This window comes from Helicobacter fennelliae, from assembly GCF_900451005.1.
GTDB lineage: Bacteria > Campylobacterota > Campylobacteria > Campylobacterales > Helicobacteraceae > Helicobacter_B > Helicobacter_B fennelliae.
In genome coordinates, this window is record NZ_UGIB01000001.1 from 988,096 (window position 1) to 1,006,854 (window position 18,759).

Annotated in this window: 19 protein-coding genes; 10 read left to right on the top strand and 9 right to left on the bottom strand. The window is 37.4% G+C overall.

All coding sequences use genetic code 11. The features are described 5' to 3' along the window. Both groL and DY109_RS04865 read left to right on the top strand, forming a co-directional pair. Entirely contained in the window at window positions 1–1,632 is a 1,632-nt protein-coding gene (gene groL, locus DY109_RS04860) for a chaperonin GroEL (protein WP_023946217.1), read from the top strand. A 395-nt stretch (window positions 1,633–2,027) separates the two neighbouring features. Continuing rightward, complete coding sequence (locus DY109_RS04865) at window positions 2,028–2,219, top strand: hypothetical protein (RefSeq protein WP_115737805.1); 192 nt, start codon at window positions 2,028–2,030, stop codon at window positions 2,217–2,219. A gap of 93 nt (window positions 2,220–2,312) precedes the next feature. Here DY109_RS04865 and DY109_RS04870 read toward each other — a convergent pair whose 3' ends face one another. The 4 genes from DY109_RS04870 to DY109_RS11415 all read right to left on the bottom strand — a co-directional run bounded on the left by DY109_RS04870 (window position 2,313) and on the right by DY109_RS11415 (window position 4,999). Next, window positions 2,313–2,930, bottom strand: a complete 618-nt coding sequence (locus DY109_RS04870) for an outer membrane beta-barrel protein (RefSeq protein WP_023946214.1) — start codon at window positions 2,928–2,930, stop codon at window positions 2,313–2,315. 451 nt (window positions 2,931–3,381) lie between these two features. Continuing rightward, a complete protein-coding gene (locus DY109_RS04875) occupies window positions 3,382–3,783 on the bottom strand; it encodes a hypothetical protein (protein WP_023946179.1) in 402 nt (133 codons plus the stop codon). A gap of 29 nt (window positions 3,784–3,812) precedes the next feature. After that, the gene (locus DY109_RS04880; RefSeq protein WP_115737806.1) at window positions 3,813–4,736 is read right to left on the bottom strand and encodes a hypothetical protein; all 924 of its coding nucleotides are present in this window, start codon (window positions 4,734–4,736) and stop codon (window positions 3,813–3,815) included. An 89-nt stretch (window positions 4,737–4,825) separates the two neighbouring features. Then, the gene (locus DY109_RS11415; protein ID WP_023946183.1) at window positions 4,826–4,999 is read right to left on the bottom strand and encodes a hypothetical protein; all 174 of its coding nucleotides are present in this window, start codon (window positions 4,997–4,999) and stop codon (window positions 4,826–4,828) included. Window positions 5,000–5,355: 356 nt separating this feature from the next. On the opposite strand from DY109_RS11415, the gene mobC reads away from it, so the two are divergent. Both mobC and mobP1 read left to right on the top strand, forming a co-directional pair. After that, window positions 5,356–5,880 (top strand): plasmid mobilization relaxosome protein MobC, encoded by a 525-nt coding sequence (gene mobC, locus DY109_RS04885; protein ID WP_034549041.1) that lies wholly within the window; start codon window positions 5,356–5,358, stop codon window positions 5,878–5,880. Continuing rightward, window positions 5,881–7,668, top strand: a complete 1,788-nt coding sequence (gene mobP1, locus DY109_RS04890; protein ID WP_023946189.1) for a MobP1 family relaxase — start codon at window positions 5,881–5,883, stop codon at window positions 7,666–7,668. Window positions 7,669–7,681: 13 nt separating this feature from the next. Here mobP1 and DY109_RS04895 read toward each other — a convergent pair whose 3' ends face one another. The 3 genes from DY109_RS04895 to DY109_RS04905 form a co-directional block, all read right to left on the bottom strand. Continuing rightward, the gene (locus DY109_RS04895) at window positions 7,682–8,011 is read right to left on the bottom strand and encodes a HepT-like ribonuclease domain-containing protein (RefSeq protein WP_051404601.1); all 330 of its coding nucleotides are present in this window, start codon (window positions 8,009–8,011) and stop codon (window positions 7,682–7,684) included. A gap of 81 nt (window positions 8,012–8,092) precedes the next feature. Next, on the bottom strand, window positions 8,093–8,416 hold the full coding sequence (locus tag DY109_RS04900) for a nucleotidyltransferase family protein (RefSeq protein WP_034549043.1): 324 nt from the start codon (window positions 8,414–8,416) through the stop codon (window positions 8,093–8,095). A 365-nt stretch (window positions 8,417–8,781) separates the two neighbouring features. After that, window positions 8,782–8,988 (bottom strand): hypothetical protein, encoded by a 207-nt coding sequence (locus DY109_RS04905; RefSeq protein ID WP_023946197.1) that lies wholly within the window; start codon window positions 8,986–8,988, stop codon window positions 8,782–8,784. Between the two features lie 294 nt (window positions 8,989–9,282). Between DY109_RS04905 and DY109_RS11125 the strand changes: the two genes are divergently transcribed. Both DY109_RS11125 and DY109_RS04910 read left to right on the top strand, forming a co-directional pair. Then, a complete protein-coding gene (locus tag DY109_RS11125; RefSeq protein ID WP_146739960.1) occupies window positions 9,283–9,468 on the top strand; it encodes a hypothetical protein in 186 nt (61 codons plus the stop codon). A 195-nt stretch (window positions 9,469–9,663) separates the two neighbouring features. Beyond that, the gene (locus tag DY109_RS04910) at window positions 9,664–10,320 is read left to right on the top strand and encodes a helix-turn-helix domain-containing protein (RefSeq protein WP_023949642.1); all 657 of its coding nucleotides are present in this window, start codon (window positions 9,664–9,666) and stop codon (window positions 10,318–10,320) included. A 135-nt stretch (window positions 10,321–10,455) separates the two neighbouring features. On the opposite strand, the gene DY109_RS04915 is transcribed toward DY109_RS04910, so the two are convergent. Beyond that, a complete protein-coding gene (locus DY109_RS04915; RefSeq protein ID WP_023949644.1) occupies window positions 10,456–10,701 on the bottom strand; it encodes a replication initiation protein in 246 nt (81 codons plus the stop codon). 126 nt (window positions 10,702–10,827) lie between these two features. Further along, complete coding sequence (locus tag DY109_RS04920) at window positions 10,828–13,251, bottom strand: transglycosylase domain-containing protein (protein WP_023949646.1); 2,424 nt, start codon at window positions 13,249–13,251, stop codon at window positions 10,828–10,830. 66 nt (window positions 13,252–13,317) lie between these two features. Here DY109_RS04920 and DY109_RS11420 point away from each other — a divergent pair, with 66 nt between their 5' ends. The 4 genes from DY109_RS11420 (at window position 13,318) to DY109_RS04935 (ending at window position 18,670) form a co-directional block, all read left to right on the top strand. Further along, complete coding sequence (locus DY109_RS11420; RefSeq protein ID WP_023949648.1) at window positions 13,318–13,470, top strand: hypothetical protein; 153 nt, start codon at window positions 13,318–13,320, stop codon at window positions 13,468–13,470. A gap of 30 nt (window positions 13,471–13,500) precedes the next feature. After that, window positions 13,501–13,863 carry a hypothetical protein gene (locus DY109_RS04925; protein ID WP_023949650.1) on the top strand — a complete coding sequence of 121 codons (363 nt, stop codon included), beginning with the start codon at window positions 13,501–13,503 and terminating at the stop codon, window positions 13,861–13,863. A 71-nt stretch (window positions 13,864–13,934) separates the two neighbouring features. Beyond that, window positions 13,935–16,547, top strand: a complete 2,613-nt coding sequence (locus DY109_RS04930; protein WP_147291168.1) for an MG2 domain-containing protein — start codon at window positions 13,935–13,937, stop codon at window positions 16,545–16,547. Then, window positions 16,541–18,670, top strand: coding sequence for an alpha-2-macroglobulin family protein (locus DY109_RS04935; protein WP_023949653.1), 2,130 nt, complete (start codon window positions 16,541–16,543; stop codon window positions 18,668–18,670). The genes DY109_RS04930 and DY109_RS04935 overlap by 7 nt, the downstream gene beginning before the upstream one ends. Window positions 18,671–18,759: the final 89 nt, after the last annotated feature.

Below are 18,759 nucleotides of genomic sequence, written 5' to 3' on the forward strand. Positions count from 1 at the left end.
ATGGCAAAAGAAATTAAATTTAGTGATTCTGCAAGAAACAAACTTTATGAAGGTGTAAAACAACTTAGTGATGCGGTAAAAGTTACAATGGGACCACGAGGTCGAAATGTCCTTATTCAAAAATCCTATGGTGCTCCAAGTATCACAAAAGATGGCGTAAGTGTCGCAAAAGAAATCGAGCTTGCTGATCCTATCGCAAATATGGGTGCGCAACTTGTCAAAGAAGTCGCAAGCAAAACTGCTGATGCTGCTGGAGATGGCACGACTACCGCTACCGTTTTGGCGTATAGCATTTTCAAAGAAGGATTGCGAAATATCACTGCTGGTGCAAATCCTATTGCCGTAAAACGAGGAATGGATAAAGCGGCAAGCGCGATCATTGAAGAGCTTAAAAAATCAAGCAAAAAAGTCGGTGGCAAAGGTGAAATCGCTCAAGTTGCGACTATTTCGGCGAATTCTGATGAAAATATCGGGAATCTTATCGCTGAAGCAATGGAAAAAGTAGGTAAAGATGGCGTTATCACCGTTGAGGAGGCAAAAGGGATTAATGATGAATTGAGCGTGGTTGAAGGAATGCAGTTTGACAGAGGCTATCTCAGCCCTTATTTTGTAACAAATACAGACAAAATGACAACACAGCTTGAAAATGCATATATCCTTTTGACAGACAAAAAAATCTCCTCAATGAAAGATATTTTGCCATTGCTTGAAGCGACAATGAAAAGCGGGAAACCACTTTTGATCGTTGCAGAGGATATTGAAGGTGAGGCGCTTACGACATTAGTTGTCAATAAACTTCGTGGTGTGCTTAATGTCGCAGCGGTAAAAGCTCCGGGATTTGGCGATAGAAGAAAAGAAATGCTTAAAGACATCGCAATTCTTACAGGCGGGCAAGTCATTAGTGAAGAGCTTGGCAAAACATTAGAAAGTGCTGATATTGCGGATTTAGGGCAAGCTGCAAGGATTGTGATTGACAAAGACAATACAACAATCGTAGATGGCAAAGGCAAAAGTGCTGATGTCAAAGCTCGTGTAGCGCAAATCAAAACACAAATCCAAGATACAACAAGTGATTATGACAGAGAAAAGCTCCAAGAAAGACTCGCTAAACTTAGCGGTGGCGTGGCAGTAATCAAAGTCGGCGCGGCAAGCGAAGTTGAGATGAAAGAGAAAAAAGATCGCGTTGATGACGCATTGAGCGCGACAAAAGCTGCGGTTGAAGAAGGGATTGTTATCGGTGGTGGTGCAGCACTTATCCGCGCAGCTCAAAAAGTTAAACTCAAACTCGAAGGTGATGAGGCGATAGGCTATGACATTATCAAGCGCGCTATCAAAGCTCCTTTGGCTCAAATCGCAGCAAATGCGGGGTTTGATTCTGGTGTGGTTGTCAATGAAGTTGAGAATCAAAAAGATTCATTTGGGTTTGATGCAAGTAGCGGTCAATATGTAGATATGTTTAAAGCAGGAATTATCGATCCGCTTAAAGTCGCTCGTGTCGCATTGCAAAACGCAGTCTCTGTATCAAGCTTACTGCTTACAACAGAAGCGACAATCAATGAAATCAAAGAAGACAAACCCGCTCCTGCTATGCCAGATATGGGCGGAATGGGAGGAATGGGCGGCATGATGTAAGCCCCCTTTCTTTGCACTTACCTGCATAGATTCTTTATAATCTTTATTCCAAGCCTCTGCAAAGAGGCGGAATCCACTTAAACTCAAATAAACACTATAATCACAAATATTACAAAACAAAAATCTTATTCACTATGTTGAAATGCCTTAATTGAAGTATCATAAAGCATAATATTGTGGGGTTTTGTCATTTAGGGGTGTTAAGGGCAGAATCTAGAATCCAAAATCCAATTTCCATAGAATCTAAATTCTCTCTTTTTGCCACATTTCAGGGAGTTTGAAATTTTTAGCCTACAAACCTACAATGAACGCTTATGTTACACTTTTTTATATTTTTTGCTTGCCTAAAATTTTTACACAACCCTAAAATCTGCCTAAAAATAAAGGATTTCTTTGTGTGCCATTGTGTTTGCATAGATTCTACTAGAATCTATGTCGTTTTTGTCGTCATTGCGAGGCTTCCGCTAGGAAGTCGTGGCAATCCATTTTTGACTAGATTGCTTCGTCCTATTGTCCTTACAATGACAAACCTGCCCCCTCAATTGCGAGCAAAATTTTCAAATTTTGCGTGGCAATCCATTTTTTGAGTTTTAGATTCTAGAATCCATATCGTAAGCTAAAAAATATTAGCACAAAGTAGAATCTCATTCCAGATTCTGCCTTCATCATCAAAAGCTAAATTAAAAGCTAAAAATATATCGCACGCCGACGCTATATTGACGCGCTATGCTTAATTTGGTTGATATGCCTTCTTGTGACTCATTTAAAAGCGTTGTCGCGATAAATGGCACGCGAGCTAGCACTTCTATGCCGTGATGTTTGGCAATTGATGTGCGCACCCCGACATTAAGCCCCAAATCAAAGCCTGTTGTGCTAAGTTTGCGATTGTCAATACCACCCCAAGTATTTGCACCAAGCCCAAGCCCTAGCAATACGCCAAAATCTAGCGTTTCATTGCTGATGAAATTATACAACGCATCGACATTCACACCATAATTAAACACAAAAATCCCATTAGTTGTTGCGCCGTTTTCTGTAAATGGTGAGTCGTTGTAAGCAAAGTTTGCATAATAGCGCAAGCCAAATTCTGGGGTAAAAAATTGCTTGTATCCAGCGATTACTTCTGCACTGATGCCTCCGCCATTTAATGAATAAGTAGGCCCGCCTGTTACTTCTGCTTTGAGCTGTGTGCCACCATAGCCCACGCCTACACCCACAAATGCTCCGCTTTCTTCTGCGAGCGCGTAAGTTTGGCTTAATGCCACTGCCAAAATTGAACTTAAAACAATCTTTTTCATATAATCTCCTTGTGATGTTATTAAATGTGAAGCAAAATGTGTAAAATTATGTTTCAATTAAACACACATTAAATATTTTACCCCCCCCCCCTGAAAGTTTCCTTAAAAGTTGAAAAATCATTTGTTTATAGATTCTCAAATCAAAAATTTCTATGATTTAAGCCCTAGATTCTGATTTTTATGTATAATTTTATCTTTTTGGAGTATCATGAAACAGCTTGACAAATTGGAACAATCTTTATCAATCTTTAGCTTGTTTGATATTTCTTTTGCTTTCTTATTGAGCTTATCTCTTGTCTCTTACGTGGGCTTGGGATTTTTAGAAAAAATCTTTTTCTTATCTTGTGGCGACTTTTGCAATACCTTTTGCTGATAATACTCTTCAACCTTTTGGTTCTTAAACTCCATTTGTTTGTTAAGATTCCTATCAGAGTAGAATATTATAATTACATCAGCAAAGGGGATAGTGGCGTATTCGAGTGACCCTCCCCTTTGTGTCTGTAATTACTCTAAATCTTACACTATCATCATTTTGCCATTCATATACTTTTGCCCCATTTTTATCAATAAAAGGCTCATCAAAGTTTTTTAGAAATTCTCTTAAAGACTTTCCAATATTCACAAGCTCCTCTATGCTAATTTCACCTTGAGAGCCTTTTTCTAAATGCAACTTAATATGTTCTGCACCAGTCCCCTTACCTCTTCTTACATTGTGCCAGCCTTTCACATATATAGTGATATACTCAATTACTGCATCTTCAATAGCTTCAATATCCTTGAATATAGGCGCAACCTTTTCATCTCCAAAGGTTACATTATAAATTCCTTGTTGTTCTTTTTTGCTTTTATCCATTATTTCTCCTTATCTCACTCTCTTATTTATCAGCGGATAATTTCTTGGACTAGTGGCAGATTAGTTTTGGCTCTTTCATTTGCTTTAGATTTATCCGCCACTTGAGCCTTTTTTGTCTTAGCCATCTCGCTTCGCTTTGCTGCCATTTTCTTTTTTGTCTCTTCGCTTGGCTGCGGATTCTTGCTAAATTTTTTCTCTGTGGATTGCTTATCTTGCTTGGCAGAATCTTTTGTCAAAGTCTCTTTTGATTCTTCGCTGGTATCTTTTTCTACATTGTCTATATGAGTTTTTGTTTTTTTGTTTAAATACTCATCAATAGATTCTTTTAGCTCTTTTGAATCCACTCCAAGTTTTGTGGCTAAAGCATTGATGAGGGCTTCTTTATTATCATCTGTCTTTTTGCCAACTCGCCTACTATACTCTTGGAATCCTTTTAAAAATGCACCTAGCTCCTCATTGCTCAATGCCTTAGCAGTTTCTACGCAAGTATCAATAGTGCCTTTGCCTAATGCTTGTAAATATGCCATATCAAGTGTGGGCTTTTTAAATCCTTTGCATTTATTTTCTAATCTTTTGCGGACTTCATCGCTATTAGCCGCAATTCTCTCTTCTGGATTCAAACCTAGCCCTTGTGAAAAATTATCTCGCAAATGATTGATACCCTTTTCAAAATGCCCATAGCCTAAAGGCACGCTGATTTTTTCACTCACCATTTTTCCATTGACTCCATACGAGATAGTAAAATCAACTATCTCGCTTTTGAAGTCGCCACCTTTTACTTTATTTTCTTTTTTGGTTTCATCAATAGTTGTTAAGTGGCTTAAAATACAATCAATATCGTGCTGCTCTCTATAAGTGTCCTTATAATCATCACACAATCTCAATCTCTCATTGGCCTCACTCTGCGCAAAGCTAATCTCAAAAAAATCATCACTTATAGCTTTTTTCATCATTTTCTACTCCTTGTCTTTGTTTGACGTTTTATCTTGTAAATCTTCTTTAGACGGATACATTTCTAACAATGGCAAGAGAGCTTTTGCTATCAACTCATCATCACTACAAAGCTTTTAAACTCACTCTCTTTATAAGTTTTTTGCACGATTGCTAAAGCTAAATCCTTATACAAGGTATTGAGCTTAACTTTCTCTCGCTCCTTTGCTTTAGCGAGATTGTTTTTATATTTCTCTTTCAGTGCTTTGATATATGCGCTATCCATTTCTTGTGTCTCCTTGTAAAATAATTTTATAAGATATTATATTCTAAATATAAATAAACATAACAAATAAATTGAGAAATATACTTGACTTTTGAAAAACTATCAATGTAAAATGTTTATTTTAAAAGGATGCAGGATAGCAAAAAATAGCCAAAATGTTAAACACTTCGTTTTTAAATTTTGCGTATTTTTTGCGGCAATTCATAAGAATTGCCTCCTGCACTGCGTGGCTCTTAATCAAAATTTGCCACGCAAATTTTGAAAAGTCGCTTCAAATTGAAGCGAGAAGTCCGCTTACGCGGAGAGTCAAACTCTAAGCGAGTTTGAAAGTTGTAACACCAAAAAAAGGAAGGATTGTGAATAAATCAAACATTGTAAGCTTTAGAATCACGCACGATAACAAAGAGCGACTTTGCAAAATCCAAGAAAAAAGTGGTTTGGATAAATCAAAGATTCTTAATTTTTTGATTGAGAGTTTTGAGCCCCATAAGCATTTGGAATTACTAGAATCCAGCAATGATGAAGTGGGTAAAAAGAAAATTGTGCTATATCTCTCGCTTGATGAATATGCAAAACTCAAACAATCCGCACAGCAGAATTTTCGTGGCTCGGTAGCAAGAGAGCTTAAATTCCACGCGCTCAATTTCATCTATAAAGTTAAAATCCCCGATATGCAAGAGATACAATCGCTCAATGAAACAAGAGCAGAGCTTCATAAAATCGGCTCAAATATCAATCAAATAGCCAAAGCATACAACACACAACTCAAACCAAATATAGATGACAAATTGCTTGCAATACTAAACGATTTGCGAGAAAAAATTGATAAACTCTCTCTAGCAATCACTACACTTTTATCAAACAAAAGGCGATTAGCGTGAGTGCAATCCCAAAATATTTTGCTAACAAATTTAGCAATGATGAGCTGGAATTTAATATTTGGAAAGGGCGGCAAGTGCAAAAAGCAAGAGCCAATCGTTCCTTTGCTAATTACACAAAACTCAAACATATCCACTCAAAATACTACAAAAGCAAGAGAGAAAGCCCAAAAACTCAAAGAGAATCAAGGCAGATTTGATTTATCTGCTTACGCAAAAGAGCGAGATAAAAAAGCAAAACTTATGAGTGGTGGCTATGAAGTTATGATTAAAATCACTTCAAATGCGAGAAATAAAACACAACTTTTAAAACATATTGAATATATCTCACGCGATGGAGAGTTAGAGCTTTTAAGTGCGGATAATCATATATTTTTAGGAAAAGCTGATACCAAAGACTGCGTAGAATCCTATGCCAATATTCCACAAAGATTTGAGAGAGTAAGAGAAAGGCGAGAAACTTACAATATGGTATTTTCTATGCGAGATTATGAAGAGTGTGAGCCACATATTTTGCAAGAATCCGCTTTTGCTACGATGAAAAAGCTCTATCCAAACGCACAATTTGTGCTGGCTTTGCATAAAGACACAGACAATCCACACTGCCACATTTGTCTTAATGCTAATAATCTCAATGGTAGCAGAATCCATATACAAAAGAAAGATTTATTTGCTATGCGACAAAGCTTTGCTAAGGAATTAAATGCGCGTGGAGTGTATGCGCTTGCCACAAAACGAAGCGATAGTTATCGTGGCTATGAAATTGCCTTAAACGCTCCTAGAAGAACGGAGCTAGACTTGAAGCAAAAATTTTATGGAATTATTAACTTTGGCGAAGCTCCATATAATGATGATAATCTCAACAAAGATAGCTTTTTTATCTCGTATCTTGTCAATAATAGATCTGTAACGATTTGGGGAGAGCATTTAAAGGAGTTAGCGCAAAAATATGACTTGCAACAAAGTGATTTTATCCGTGTTAAAAAGCTAGGTTACAAACTTCGTCCTTATACATTTGAGAAAACAATTGGTGGTAAAACTTACACAATCACTAATACTACAAAAGTAGCGATATGGGATATATCTATACGAGATAGGGCAGAAAAAGACTTTGTGAAACTCCCAAAACCACCGACCTTTAAGCCAATAGTAAGACTGAAAGAATCTTCTAAACCAAAACCAACACGAAGGGATACAAATGGAAACACAAGACCACAATACACAAGAGAGCAATGGGCTAGATTCAATGCCGAGCGAAATGCTACAAAATTTGCAAGAAAAGCTGCAATACTTCAAGCAACAAATACGCCAAAGCCAAGATACAATGCTTTCACAGGATTCAAAGAGCAATATGCAGAGCTTAGAATTAGCAGCTTCACAGGATTTAGAGAATCTAATACCGAGCTCCAATGGAGAGCTGCTAGATCAAAGCCCTATCTATCAGAGTCCAACCTTGACACTCTTGCAAGTGAAATTACCACAAAGCACGATTTGTCAAGAATGTCCCAAAGCAATGTGGATAAAGAATCAACGCAACATCAAATGCTTCTGCCAAGTGATGCACAGCATAACCTACCAAGACGACCAGATTCAGCCAACAATGATAATAGAGAACTGCGATCAACAAATCATAGCGATACAAGAAATGCTACTAGCAAAAGAAAGTGGCGAATAGTAGATAAATTTAGCGATGAGATGGAATCCATTAAGCCCATAGAGCCAAAACGTTACACAAGAGAGCAGTGGGCTAAGTTTAATGCCAAGAAAAACAAAGGGGATTTGGAGAGATAAAAGCGTATGTTATTTATCGCTCCAAATCTTTGTCTTTTTTCTTAGTCTCTTGTTTGACTTGAGATTCAGTAGTCTCATATTGATTTAAAAATTTTTCTATACATTGTTTCACTCGTGGTAAATCATTTATGATAATATCCTCTATGACTTCTAGGCTAATCCCCTCATAATCGTGTGCTATTCTATTTCTTACCTGTCTTAATCCTGCTATATCATCACTAACAATGACATCACTCACATCAATATCCGCTTTAGCTAATTTTTTAATTTGTTCTTCGCAAGATGTAAGATGCATTAAAATTGCAGGTCTATCACGCACATCATCGTTCAATGCAGAAATCACACCATCCCTACCTGTATTGCCACAAATTTGAAAATCTTATCAATTTTGCTGCCAATCAGTATGAGCGTATTTTTCTTTTTCTCATACATATATTGCTCCTTGCAGCAAGGTTTCTTTCTTGTCAAGCGGCATAGAGCTTGCATCACATAAATCCACATCAGTGTTAAATTGTTGCTGTATTTGTTGTTGTAGTTTATCAAAAAATACAAGATATTTAAATCCGCCACCTATCGTGTTTTTAAAACGATCAAAATCAATCTCATAGACAATATCAATATCGCTATTGTGGTGAGTATTCCCTTTGGCATAGCTGCCAAAAAGCCCCAGCTTTGTAACACCAACCTTTTCTAGTTCTGGTTTCAATACTGCCAAATAGCTCAATATGTTGTTTTGTTCTGTTGTCATTTCTCTTCCCTTTGTTGTTTTTTGATATGCCAAATACAGCTCACTTCTCAAACCCTTTTGCATCTAGCCATTGTGTAATGGCTTGCTCAAAGATATAGCTTTGCATATCCACACGCTTTGCCATATCGCTTTTTTGGTAACGCTTAACTCGCTCTATCAAGTGTATGGGTAACTTTACACTAATTATTTTTAACTCATTTCCTTTTTTGGTGTGTTTGGATTCTGAATTCTCACCACTAGCAGATTCTACAAAATCTGCTCCCTTTGTACCCCACTTTCACTCAAAGGCTTTTTAAATGCCATTTTTGCTCCTTATTGTTTTATCAATACAAAATAATATTTATATTAACAATATTTTATAATACTTATTTTATCTTTTTAATGCCATATTTGACAATTTCATTGAAAAATATGCCAAATTCCGCCACTGCTTTGCTATCGCCAAACTCATCTAAGCTTAGTCCATCTTCTACTGCTTTTTTATACGCTCTGCGTTCAAAAAGCATAGAATCTAGCAAAATAATATCCCCTAAATCTCGCTCTGCAATCCTAGATTCTACAAACTCACGCAAATCGGCTATTTCTTGGCTAAAAAATGGATTGGTAGAGAGCTTATTGCAAGGGATAAATCCTAGTAAATTCTCATTGCTGTCTTTTGCTCATTCAAAGATTTCAAGCATTCTATCCATTACAATTTATTGCTAAAATATCACTTGCTTCTAGTTTTTTGGAAGCTCTTGTTTTTTTAGTTTGCCCCTTAGTTGTGTTTGGGGCGACTACCTTATTCTCTTTCATTTTACTCCTTTAGTCTTATTTAAATTAAGCCACTTGATCACATCATCTCTGTCATACACAATCAAACCCATTTGTTTAATATATGGAAGATTAAATCTACACTTAATCACGACGGAAACTATAACTTTGGAAAATGGAATACTTACGCGCAATACAACTCCACACAACAAACAGGCGTAGCAACACTTTTTAGCGACAACTATATTGCCAAATCTCAGCTTTTTGGACTTTCTTTATCCACAAGAACCGATACTTGACCTGATTTAAAGCGCATTTTCTTGTGTTTTGCTTTCATTTTGTTCTCCTTATTTGTGGTATTTTTTAGAATATAAAACACTAAATATTAATATATTTCATTTACTTTTTACTAAAACTTGCTATTTTTTAAACATTTTTTGCATTTTTTGCCAAAGAATGCTAGAATCACACAATTAGTTTTAAAAGGATTTACAATGAAAAGCAAAGGCGAAAAACTCAAAGAATTACGAAGTGCCTATAAACTCTCTCAAGCAGAATTTGCCGATAAAGTAGGCTCTACAAAAGCAGCAATCCACTCCTATGAGCATAATTTCAACCAAATTCCAAAAACGATAATGCAAAAAATCACGCAAGCTACAGGCATAGGGTTAGAATATTTTGAAAGCAATATGAGCTTAGAAGCAGCATTTGCTACATACAACATAGATACCACTAACCCTAAAATGAATGGTATAAATGAGAGTGTTTGTGCGGTTTATAATGGATTGGCAAATTTTGTAAATGGAATAAAGACCATACAAGATTTCATTTTTACAAGCGATATTTTAAATAATCTTTTTTCCATCTATGAATCCCACAATTACCACTTCATCACGATTAGCACAAATGAAGCAGAACCATTTGCAAGAGCTGGTGAAGTGCTATGTGTGGCTAAAACCGCTACTCCTAAAAATGCTCAAATATTTATCGCTAGAATCCAGCAAAGTGTAGTGTTGCTTGAATACTTTGTGCTAAATGATAAAGAAGTGATATTAAAAGGAGCAGATGGCATTGCTAGACAAATGGATAATGATGAGTTTAGTAGGCTTGAGATTCTAGGTGTGGTGAAAAAGATTGTTTCATTTAGGTAGAGTTTGTAGGTTTAAATATACCATCTATCCCTTACATTGTTCCATTTTAGGATTCTATTCAAAAATTCTGCAAAAATTTTTGAATATTTTTTAGATTTGATAAAACCTAAAAAATCTCATACAAAATCCTTATGTTTAGGGCTTTGTAATGAAAAACATATATCCAAAAGGGCTTGTCTCTGTGAGCTTAATAATAGAAGGCTTAAGAATTCTTTTGTCAATATCGCAAGTTTCATATTTATTTGGTATATCCATAAGCTCTTTAAACTGATTGTATTTGACAATATATTTGCCTGTGGCTTGATATTGCTTTAGTAGCCTATAAAGATTCTTAGCGTATTTATTGCAAGCGGACTTAAAAGTTTGTGTGTGGCAAGCCATTATCGTCATTCTGAAGAAGTGCGTAAGCATGACTAAAGAATCCAAGCTTTGTATTGTTTCATTTTATGGATTCTCACACGCTCACGACTGCTTGCAATGACGAGTTAGATTCTAGATTCTGCAAACCTATCGTGTGATCGCATAAAACTCCACCTCATCGCTTTGTCCATTTTGATTAATCACATAAAGTGTATTTTTGCCATTTTGTGGCTTTAGTGTGATGTGTGAGCGGCTATTTTGCCCGATAAATTCTCCATTTAAAAAATAATACACTTCACTGCCTTGATTGCTATCTAGGCTCTTTTGCGTATGGAGTTTGGCTACAACTTTATTGTGTTTGTTTTGCTGAAGCAAAATCCCTTGCGAAGGATAGATGATTTTAAGATCGTTTTTGTGAATGAAAGCTTGTGGCGCAAGTCGCAATGGCTTTGCAAAAGCTGGCATATACGCGATTGTGTAGGGCTCTTGTAATGTCCGATAGCCATTAGAATCTATCCGCACTTCTCGCATTTTTGGGGTATTGCTCCATAAGCCAATCTCTTTGAAATCCTGAAATTCACGCAATGGCTCAATAGATTCTAGCACCTCAAAAATCTCAAACATCATTTTTCCTGCCACACCCCTTCCTGTAAGGGCTACGCTTGATTTGGCGTTGAAATTCCCCGCCCACACGCCAAGGATATATCTATCACTCACGCCCAACGCCCACGAGTCATAATTACCAAAGCTCGTCCCGCTTTTCCAAGCGATTTTGGACGCGATACGCATACTTGATACATCAAGATATATATCAAGCAAGTCCTGCAAAGTCATAAAAGCCGCTTCTTTGGAGATAGGAGTTTGGGGCGTATAATCAATAAAATCTTTGCTTATATCTTTATCTTTTTTGGGGGTTTGGTTTTGTAATAGAGAATCTAAATGTACATGTTTAGATTCTAGATTCTGCGGATTTTGGCTTGTATTTTGTGTCGCGCTCACATTTTTTATATTTTTTGGCTCATCTTTTGATATGTTTTGTTTTGATGTATCTTGTGGTGTGGATTTTTGCTCAAGCTGCAACTCCGCAAAATCCCCTCCTCTGCGAAGCCCTAAATACAGCTTTGATAAATCAAACAAGCTCAATTCCTTTGCGCCCAAAATCAAAGAAAGCCCATATCTTTTGTATTCCATATCTGCAAACCCAAGATTCTGTCGCAAAAAATAAAAAAACCGCTCTTGTCCATAATCATTAAGCAAATTCACAAAAGGCACATTGAGTGATTGACGCAAGGCATAAAGCGCACTTTGGTTATTTGAAAAGCGAAGAGATGAGTTTTGCGGATTAAAATTACCAAAAAAAGCATTCATATCAAGGAGTTTTGTCTGCGGAATGATAAGCCCCTCATCAAGACTCAACGCATACAAAAATGGCTTAAGCGTAGAGCCGACATTTCGTTTGGCTTGGATTCCATCAACTTGCCCATAATTTGCCAAATCATAAAAATCCTGCGAGCCGATATAAGCGATTATATTTTTATCCTCTGCGCCTATAAGCACAAAAGCAAGATTGCGGATTTGTTGGGGTTGGAGCGTTTGTGCGTAGTTTTTAGCAAGTGATTCAAACCGAATCTGAATGCTTTTGTCAATATGCGTATAAAACACTTTGCGATCAGGAAAGGTTTTGGCTAGAAACATCGTATAATGCGGAGCGATTGAGTTTTGACGATGCAAGCTTGGCAGTGGCTCTAGGATAGAGAGCTTATAAGTTAGCTCATCGATAAGAGAGGCATTTTTTGCGCGAAGCAAAAGATTATCGCGTTTGGCACGAAGCTTTTGTGGATTCTGCTGCAAGAGATTTGGCGCATTTGGAAGCACCGCCAAAAACGCAATTTGCGCTGGACTCAATCGCGCTAAAGGCTTATCAAAATACAACAACGAAGCAGTTTTTATCCCGATGATATTATTACCATAAGGCGCATTATCGACATAAAGCCTAAAAATATGCTCTTTTGGTAGATTCCACTCAAGTCGCACAGCCTGCAAGCTTTCTTGTATTTTTGTTGCAATATCTCGATTTGGATTATGCATTCCTAATTTGATAGCTTGCATACTTATCGTGCTTGCACCTTGTGGTTTGGATTGGCTTGCAAAATTCATAAGGTTAGATTTTGCCGCACGAGCAATGCTTAACATATCCACGCCAAAATGCGACAAAAAACGTTTGTCTTCATATAACAGCACGAAATCTTGAAGCATTTTTGGAATATGCTCTTTTTGCGCATCAATGCTGATTTTGAAATTTTCATTTTGATTGACAAAAAGCGATAAAAGCTCGCCATTTTTATCAAAACTCACCAAAGATTCTGGCTCGAAGTAAAGTGGCTTAAGGCTTGTATAAAAAAACAAAAAAACACCCAAAACAACGCATACAACAACACACACAATAATATTTGCAATGCTTTTATATGAAATGACTTTATACAATCTAGCTTTATTAGATTTGGCAAATTTAGCGATTTTTAACTTAGATTTTAACTTTGTTTTGAAATTGATTTTTGAATGATTTTTCATTTGGTTTTTGCGCGCTCCATTTTTTTATAATGATGTTTTTATTTTGCATATCTTAAAAATCAAAAAGTGATTATAACCCAAATCCTCTCATCATTTCATCATTGCTTTTTTGTCATCATTGGCTTTTTTGTCTCACTACTCATTCTAGTCGCACACAAACCACAAAACAAGAATCTAAATTTAAAATTTATGCTACAATACACGCTTTATTCGGCTTGATATTTGATGAAGCTTAAGGGGGAAAAAGCAATGATGAGACAATATAAGAATCTAACATTCAAATCTCTTATAAAATCTAAAATTTTTCTCCTCTTTGTGCTTGTAGCACTTGGAATCTTTGTAGGCGCAATCGCGATAAATAGCACAAAGCAAAAATTTGACATTACACTTTCACTGCCGACTTTCAAAGACAAAGGCACACACATCGAAATCTCACTCACCCTATCAGCAAATCAAAACATCGATATAACCCAAATCCAACATATAACACTCATCAACAACAAGCCCCTAAGCGCGTATCAAGCAAAATTAAACAAACTTAGCCCTTTAGCCTCAATCTCACGCTCAATGCGCCAAAAAGCGAAAAAACACTTCAGTTTCTCTTTCAGCTAAGCTTACTAAATCAAAGCAACAAAAACATCACCCGCACAATAGAGCTAGATTCTGCAAATAAAGTGCTTGGCGTGCAAACTTACAGCAAATCAAAAACCATAGAAATCTACCTTAGCCAAGATCCAAAAAGCCAAAACATCACACAAGATACAATCCAAAATCTCATCACAATAGCCACAAATTCTGACTCAATCATTGCCACACAAGCTATCCTTGATGGAAGCAAGGTTACACTCACTGGCAATTTTATCCCTGGACATGACTACAAAATCACACTTGATGCGCCTTATAATACTTCGATAAATGCGCGTTTCAAAGATCTCAATCCCCATATCGCATTTGCAAGCAATGGTATCATTATGCCAAGCAAAAATAACCTCAAAATCGGCGTCCTAAGCGTAAATATCAAATCCTCAAAGCTCCAAATCCACAAAATCTATCCAAACAACATCACAGAGCTTTTGCATAATTATTACTCATTTGCTGAAAATTCAAAAAATATATCAGATTCTACGCTTGGAAAGACAGCAGATACAATTACAACCCAAACAATCACTTTTGATACAAACACTCAAGATGAAACCCAAACAATCCTTGATCTCACAAAGCTTCTCAAAAATAAAGAAAATGGCGTATATGTGCTTACTCTCTCCACATCTAGAGATAATGTATCAGGCACGATTAAAGCATGCCAAAATGATGATGAAGAAGACGAAGATGATGAGGGCGAATGGATTTCTTATAGTTGCGAACAATACATAGAATCTAACCTCAACTCCCAAAAGCTTATCGTCTTATCAGACATCGGGCTTAGTGTGCGACAAGATAAGGCGACAACTTATGTCAATACTTTTAATGTGCAGACAAATAAACCCCTACAAGGCGCAACAATCAAGCTCATCTCAACAAACAATCAAGTTATAGATTCTGCCTTGAGTGATATAAATGGGCTTGTAAAGCTTAACCACAAATCATCACAGCCACTCTACATCATCGCGCAATACGGAAATGATATAAATTATCTTGATTTTAAAACCCCTCAAGGATTTTTTGATGGGCTTGATACAACGGGCGTAACCCTCACAAACAACACAAACACCTTCCTCTATACAGACAGAGGTATCATAAATCCGGGCGAAGATATTCATATCAATACCATTATCCGCAACCAGAATCTAAGCAAAGCCCCAATCAAACTCTCTATCATCAATCCACGAGGCGATAAAATCATCAAAGACAAAACCATAAACCCCATTGGATTTGGGCTATATAGCTATAAATTTGAAACTGATACAAACTTTGCGACAGGCTCTTATCAAGCCATAGTCAATATTGGCGGGGTTTTGTATCGGCAGAATTTTCAAGTTGAAAACATTATCCCAAATAAAATCAAAGTCAATATAGATTCTGCGCCATATATCCAACAACAAGACAAACAGCTTGATTTTACGCTTAATTCAATATATCTTAGCGGTGTAAAAGCGGATTCTCTCAAATATGTCGCCACAATTACTGCTAGAGCACTCTCCTTTAGCTCAAAAATATATAAAGATTTTTCTTTCAATAACGCAAGCAGAAATGATTATGGATTCTCAAAGCAATTTAGTGGCAATCTTGATAAAGAAGGCAATGCACACCTTAGCCTTAATCTTGATGAGCTTGATTCTCAAAATCTCAATCTCTCAATCAATGCCAAAGTGTTTGAAAACACAGGACACCCTGTGATAAATCAAACCAATGTGAAGTTTTATGCAGCCCCAAATGTCATAGGCGTGAAAGTTCCATCGCGCTATATTGATATGCAAAAACCATTCACACTTCCTGTGATCCTACTCAATAGCCTAGAAGACAAGCCAATCGCTAACACAAAGCTTCACTACAAAATCTACAAAAACGATCGGTATTGGTGGTGGGATTATGATGTGATGATGGAAAATTTTAATGCCAAAATCAAATCTGACATTAGCACAACCTTAATCAAAGAAGGCGAGATCACATCAGCCTTGCAGCCAGTAGAGATCAAAGAAGATTTAAGTGCGTTAGTGCAGGATTATGATTCTGTGTTTGTTGAGATTTCAGATGGAGTGCAAAGCCCAAGGATTATTTGGCTTGTGGCGGATTTTTATGGTGAAGCAAGCCTCAAAGCAAGCAATCCCTCACGACTTGCCCTCACGCTTGATAAACCAAAATACAATGTCGGCGAAAACGCTCTTTTGCAATTCCAATCTAAACATCAAGGTAAAGCCCTCATCACACTAAGCTATGGCGACAAAATCCTAAAAACCGACCTCATAGACGCGAGCAAAACAACCACTTATCAAATACCAATCCTTCCTAGCTATGCGCCAAATATACACGCAAGCGTTACACTTCTCTCACTTGATCCAAGCACAGCCACTTCAAAGCGAAGCTTTGGGCTTATCTCCATTCCGATTGTGGATTCTGCCCTTGATCTCAAACCAGAGATACAAGTCCAAGAGCAAGTCAAGCCAAATTCTATGCTCCATATCAAAATCTCAAATCCCAAAAAGCAAAAAATGGCTTACACGCTTGCTATTGTCGATAATGGAATCTTAGATATTATCAATTTCAAAACCCCTGATCCGCTTGCAGGACTCTATAAAAAGCTTGCTTTTGGAATCTCTATTGTTGATATTATAGTAATTTCATCTCTGAAGTGTTAGGTATCGTGCATCAATCCGTGCTTATCGGCGGAAGCGAGGGTGAGTCCTACCAATCAAGCCAAGCTTTAGGCAAAAAGCGCAAAGAGAATCTAAGCTATTTTGTGAGCGGGGTAAGTGGCGAGCAAGGCGAGGAAGTGATTTCTTATCAGTTGCCAAATTATGTAGGTTCAGTGCGTGTAATGCTTGTAGTCGCAAATGATACAAGTGTCGGAAGCGCAGAATCTAATGTAATCATTTCTGATAAAGCAAACCTCTATTCAAACCTTGCAAGCGAGCTAAAAATTGATGATAAAGTGATTATGCCTCTTGAAGTTGTCGCGCAAGAGGGCGTTACACTCCAAAAAGTAAATTTTAAATTTGATGGTGATTTGGCGATAAAGACACTTGATTCTACTTACAATCAAAACCGCACACAAATGATGCAATTCCTCGAAGTCAAGCCAAAACAACTTGGTGAGAGCAAACTCACAATCACAATGAATGCCAAAACCTCGCAAGGCGAAGTGAGCCAAACCCAAACCTACACGCTCAATATCACCTCGCCAAATACCAGCATCACCGATGAGGAGCTCTTTGAGCTTACCAAACACGATAAGCGCACCCTCCAAGCAAAGCAAGCCTACATTCCGGGCTCTCAAATCCAATCTCTCAATGTCTCGCCAACCCCCCTCCTACCCAAATACCAAGACAAAGTGCAGTATCTGCTTGGATATATGTATGGCTGTATCGAGCAAAGCTCAAGCGCGACTATGCCTTTGATTTTGGGATTTGAGGGCGTAAAGCTAGAATCTAGCGAGCAAATCAGACAAAAAGCACAAAAAAGCATTAATAGAATCCTAAATTTCCAAAAAAGCAATGGTGGGTTTGGGTATTGGATAGATTCTAAGATGTCTCATGACTTTGGAAGCGAGTATGCGACGTTGTTTTTACTCACTGCGAAGCAAAAGGGATTTGAGATTCCAGACTATGCGCTCAAATCATGGGAGAAATACGCGCTCAATCGCACAAATAATGCAAATCTAAAATCTGAATTCAAAACCAATGCGCTTTTTTTGCTCGCACTCAATGGCACGCCAAATATCGCTGTGATGAATGAAATCTACCGCAAAAATTTCAAAGAGCTTCCCTTGCGCCAAAAGCTAGCACTAGGCGCAGCATACAAGCTTAGCGGGCTAGATTCTATCGCCAAAGAGATCCGCGCTAAAGTCGCTGATGAGCTTACACATACAAACCAAAATACATATGCAGATATTGGCGGAGATTATTATTACTATGGAAGTAGCATTACTCACAAAGCGATGAGTGCGTATTTTTTAAATATCATCGATGAAAAGCCGGATTTGGCACTTATCAAAGAGCTTTCACAAACGATGAGCGAAAAGCGATGGATGGGCACTCAAGATATAGCGACTACACTTCTTGCCCTAAGTAGCCTCAAAGAATCAAGCAAAGAAGTCCGCTTTAGCCTCAATGACAAGGATTACACGATTTCTAAGCCTACGCGCTTTATGCTTGCGGATTCTAATAAAACAAAAAACATCATTACCGCCAAAGACAACACAATCTATGTCTCATTTATGACGCAAGGTATCCCTGAAAGCGATCCATTAAGCCTCAAAGAAATCACAAACAATCTCCAGATAAAAAGGCGATTTTTTGAAATCAATGCAAATGGTAAAGAAATGCCTATAAATCCAGAGAATCTACCGCTTTCAAAGACATTTTATGTAGAAATCACCCTCCAAAATACAAGCTCTAATCCGATTAAAAATATCGCCCTTACGCAAATCATTCCAACAGGCTGGGAAATCGAAAATACCAGAATCAAACAAAGCAATAATGATGAAAATGATGAAGATGAAGAGGGCACAAACAATTCCACAATAGCCAATGATCCAGCCCTAAGCTATATGGATATAAAGCGCGATCGTGTGATATTTTTCTTTGATGATTGGATAGAGCCTCTCCGAAATGGCGATAGCTCAAGCACACGCAAAGTTTATATTAAATTTAATACCACACTCAAAGGCGAATACATCTTAAGCGGTGCGTATGCAGAAGCGATGTATAACCATAACTTTGAAGCACGCACAAAAGCGATAAAAGTCAAAGTAAAAGACTAAGATTAAAGGCTTTTTGCCATAGAATCTAGATTCTGGTTTGATTCTCTTTCTATTGCCACGCTCGTTACACTTGCTCGCAATGACAAGAA

Excerpts from the sequence above, each read along its gene's own strand:
- groL (WP_023946217.1), top strand. The coding sequence starts at position 1 with ATGGCAAAAGAAATTAAATTTAGTGATTCTGCAAGAAACAAACTTTAT.
- DY109_RS04870 (WP_023946214.1), bottom strand. The coding sequence starts at position 2,930 with ATGAAAAAGATTGTTTTAAGTTCAATTTTGGCAGTGGCATTAAGCCAA.
- DY109_RS04875 (WP_023946179.1), bottom strand. The coding sequence starts at position 3,783 with ATGGATAAAAGCAAAAAAGAACAACAAGGAATTTATAATGTAACCTTT.
- DY109_RS04880 (WP_115737806.1), bottom strand. The coding sequence starts at position 4,736 with ATGATGAAAAAAGCTATAAGTGATGATTTTTTTGAGATTAGCTTTGCG.
- DY109_RS11415 (WP_023946183.1), bottom strand. The coding sequence starts at position 4,999 with ATGGATAGCGCATATATCAAAGCACTGAAAGAGAAATATAAAAACAAT.
- DY109_RS04900 (WP_034549043.1), bottom strand. The coding sequence starts at position 8,416 with ATGACAACAGAACAAAACAACATATTGAGCTATTTGGCAGTATTGAAA.
- DY109_RS04910 (WP_023949642.1), top strand. The coding sequence starts at position 9,664 with ATGAAAAGCAAAGGCGAAAAACTCAAAGAATTACGAAGTGCCTATAAA.
- DY109_RS04915 (WP_023949644.1), bottom strand. The coding sequence starts at position 10,701 with ATGGCTTGCCACACACAAACTTTTAAGTCCGCTTGCAATAAATACGCT.
- DY109_RS04920 (WP_023949646.1), bottom strand. The coding sequence starts at position 13,251 with ATGAAAAATCATTCAAAAATCAATTTCAAAACAAAGTTAAAATCTAAG.
- DY109_RS04925 (WP_023949650.1), top strand. The coding sequence starts at position 13,501 with ATGATGAGACAATATAAGAATCTAACATTCAAATCTCTTATAAAATCT.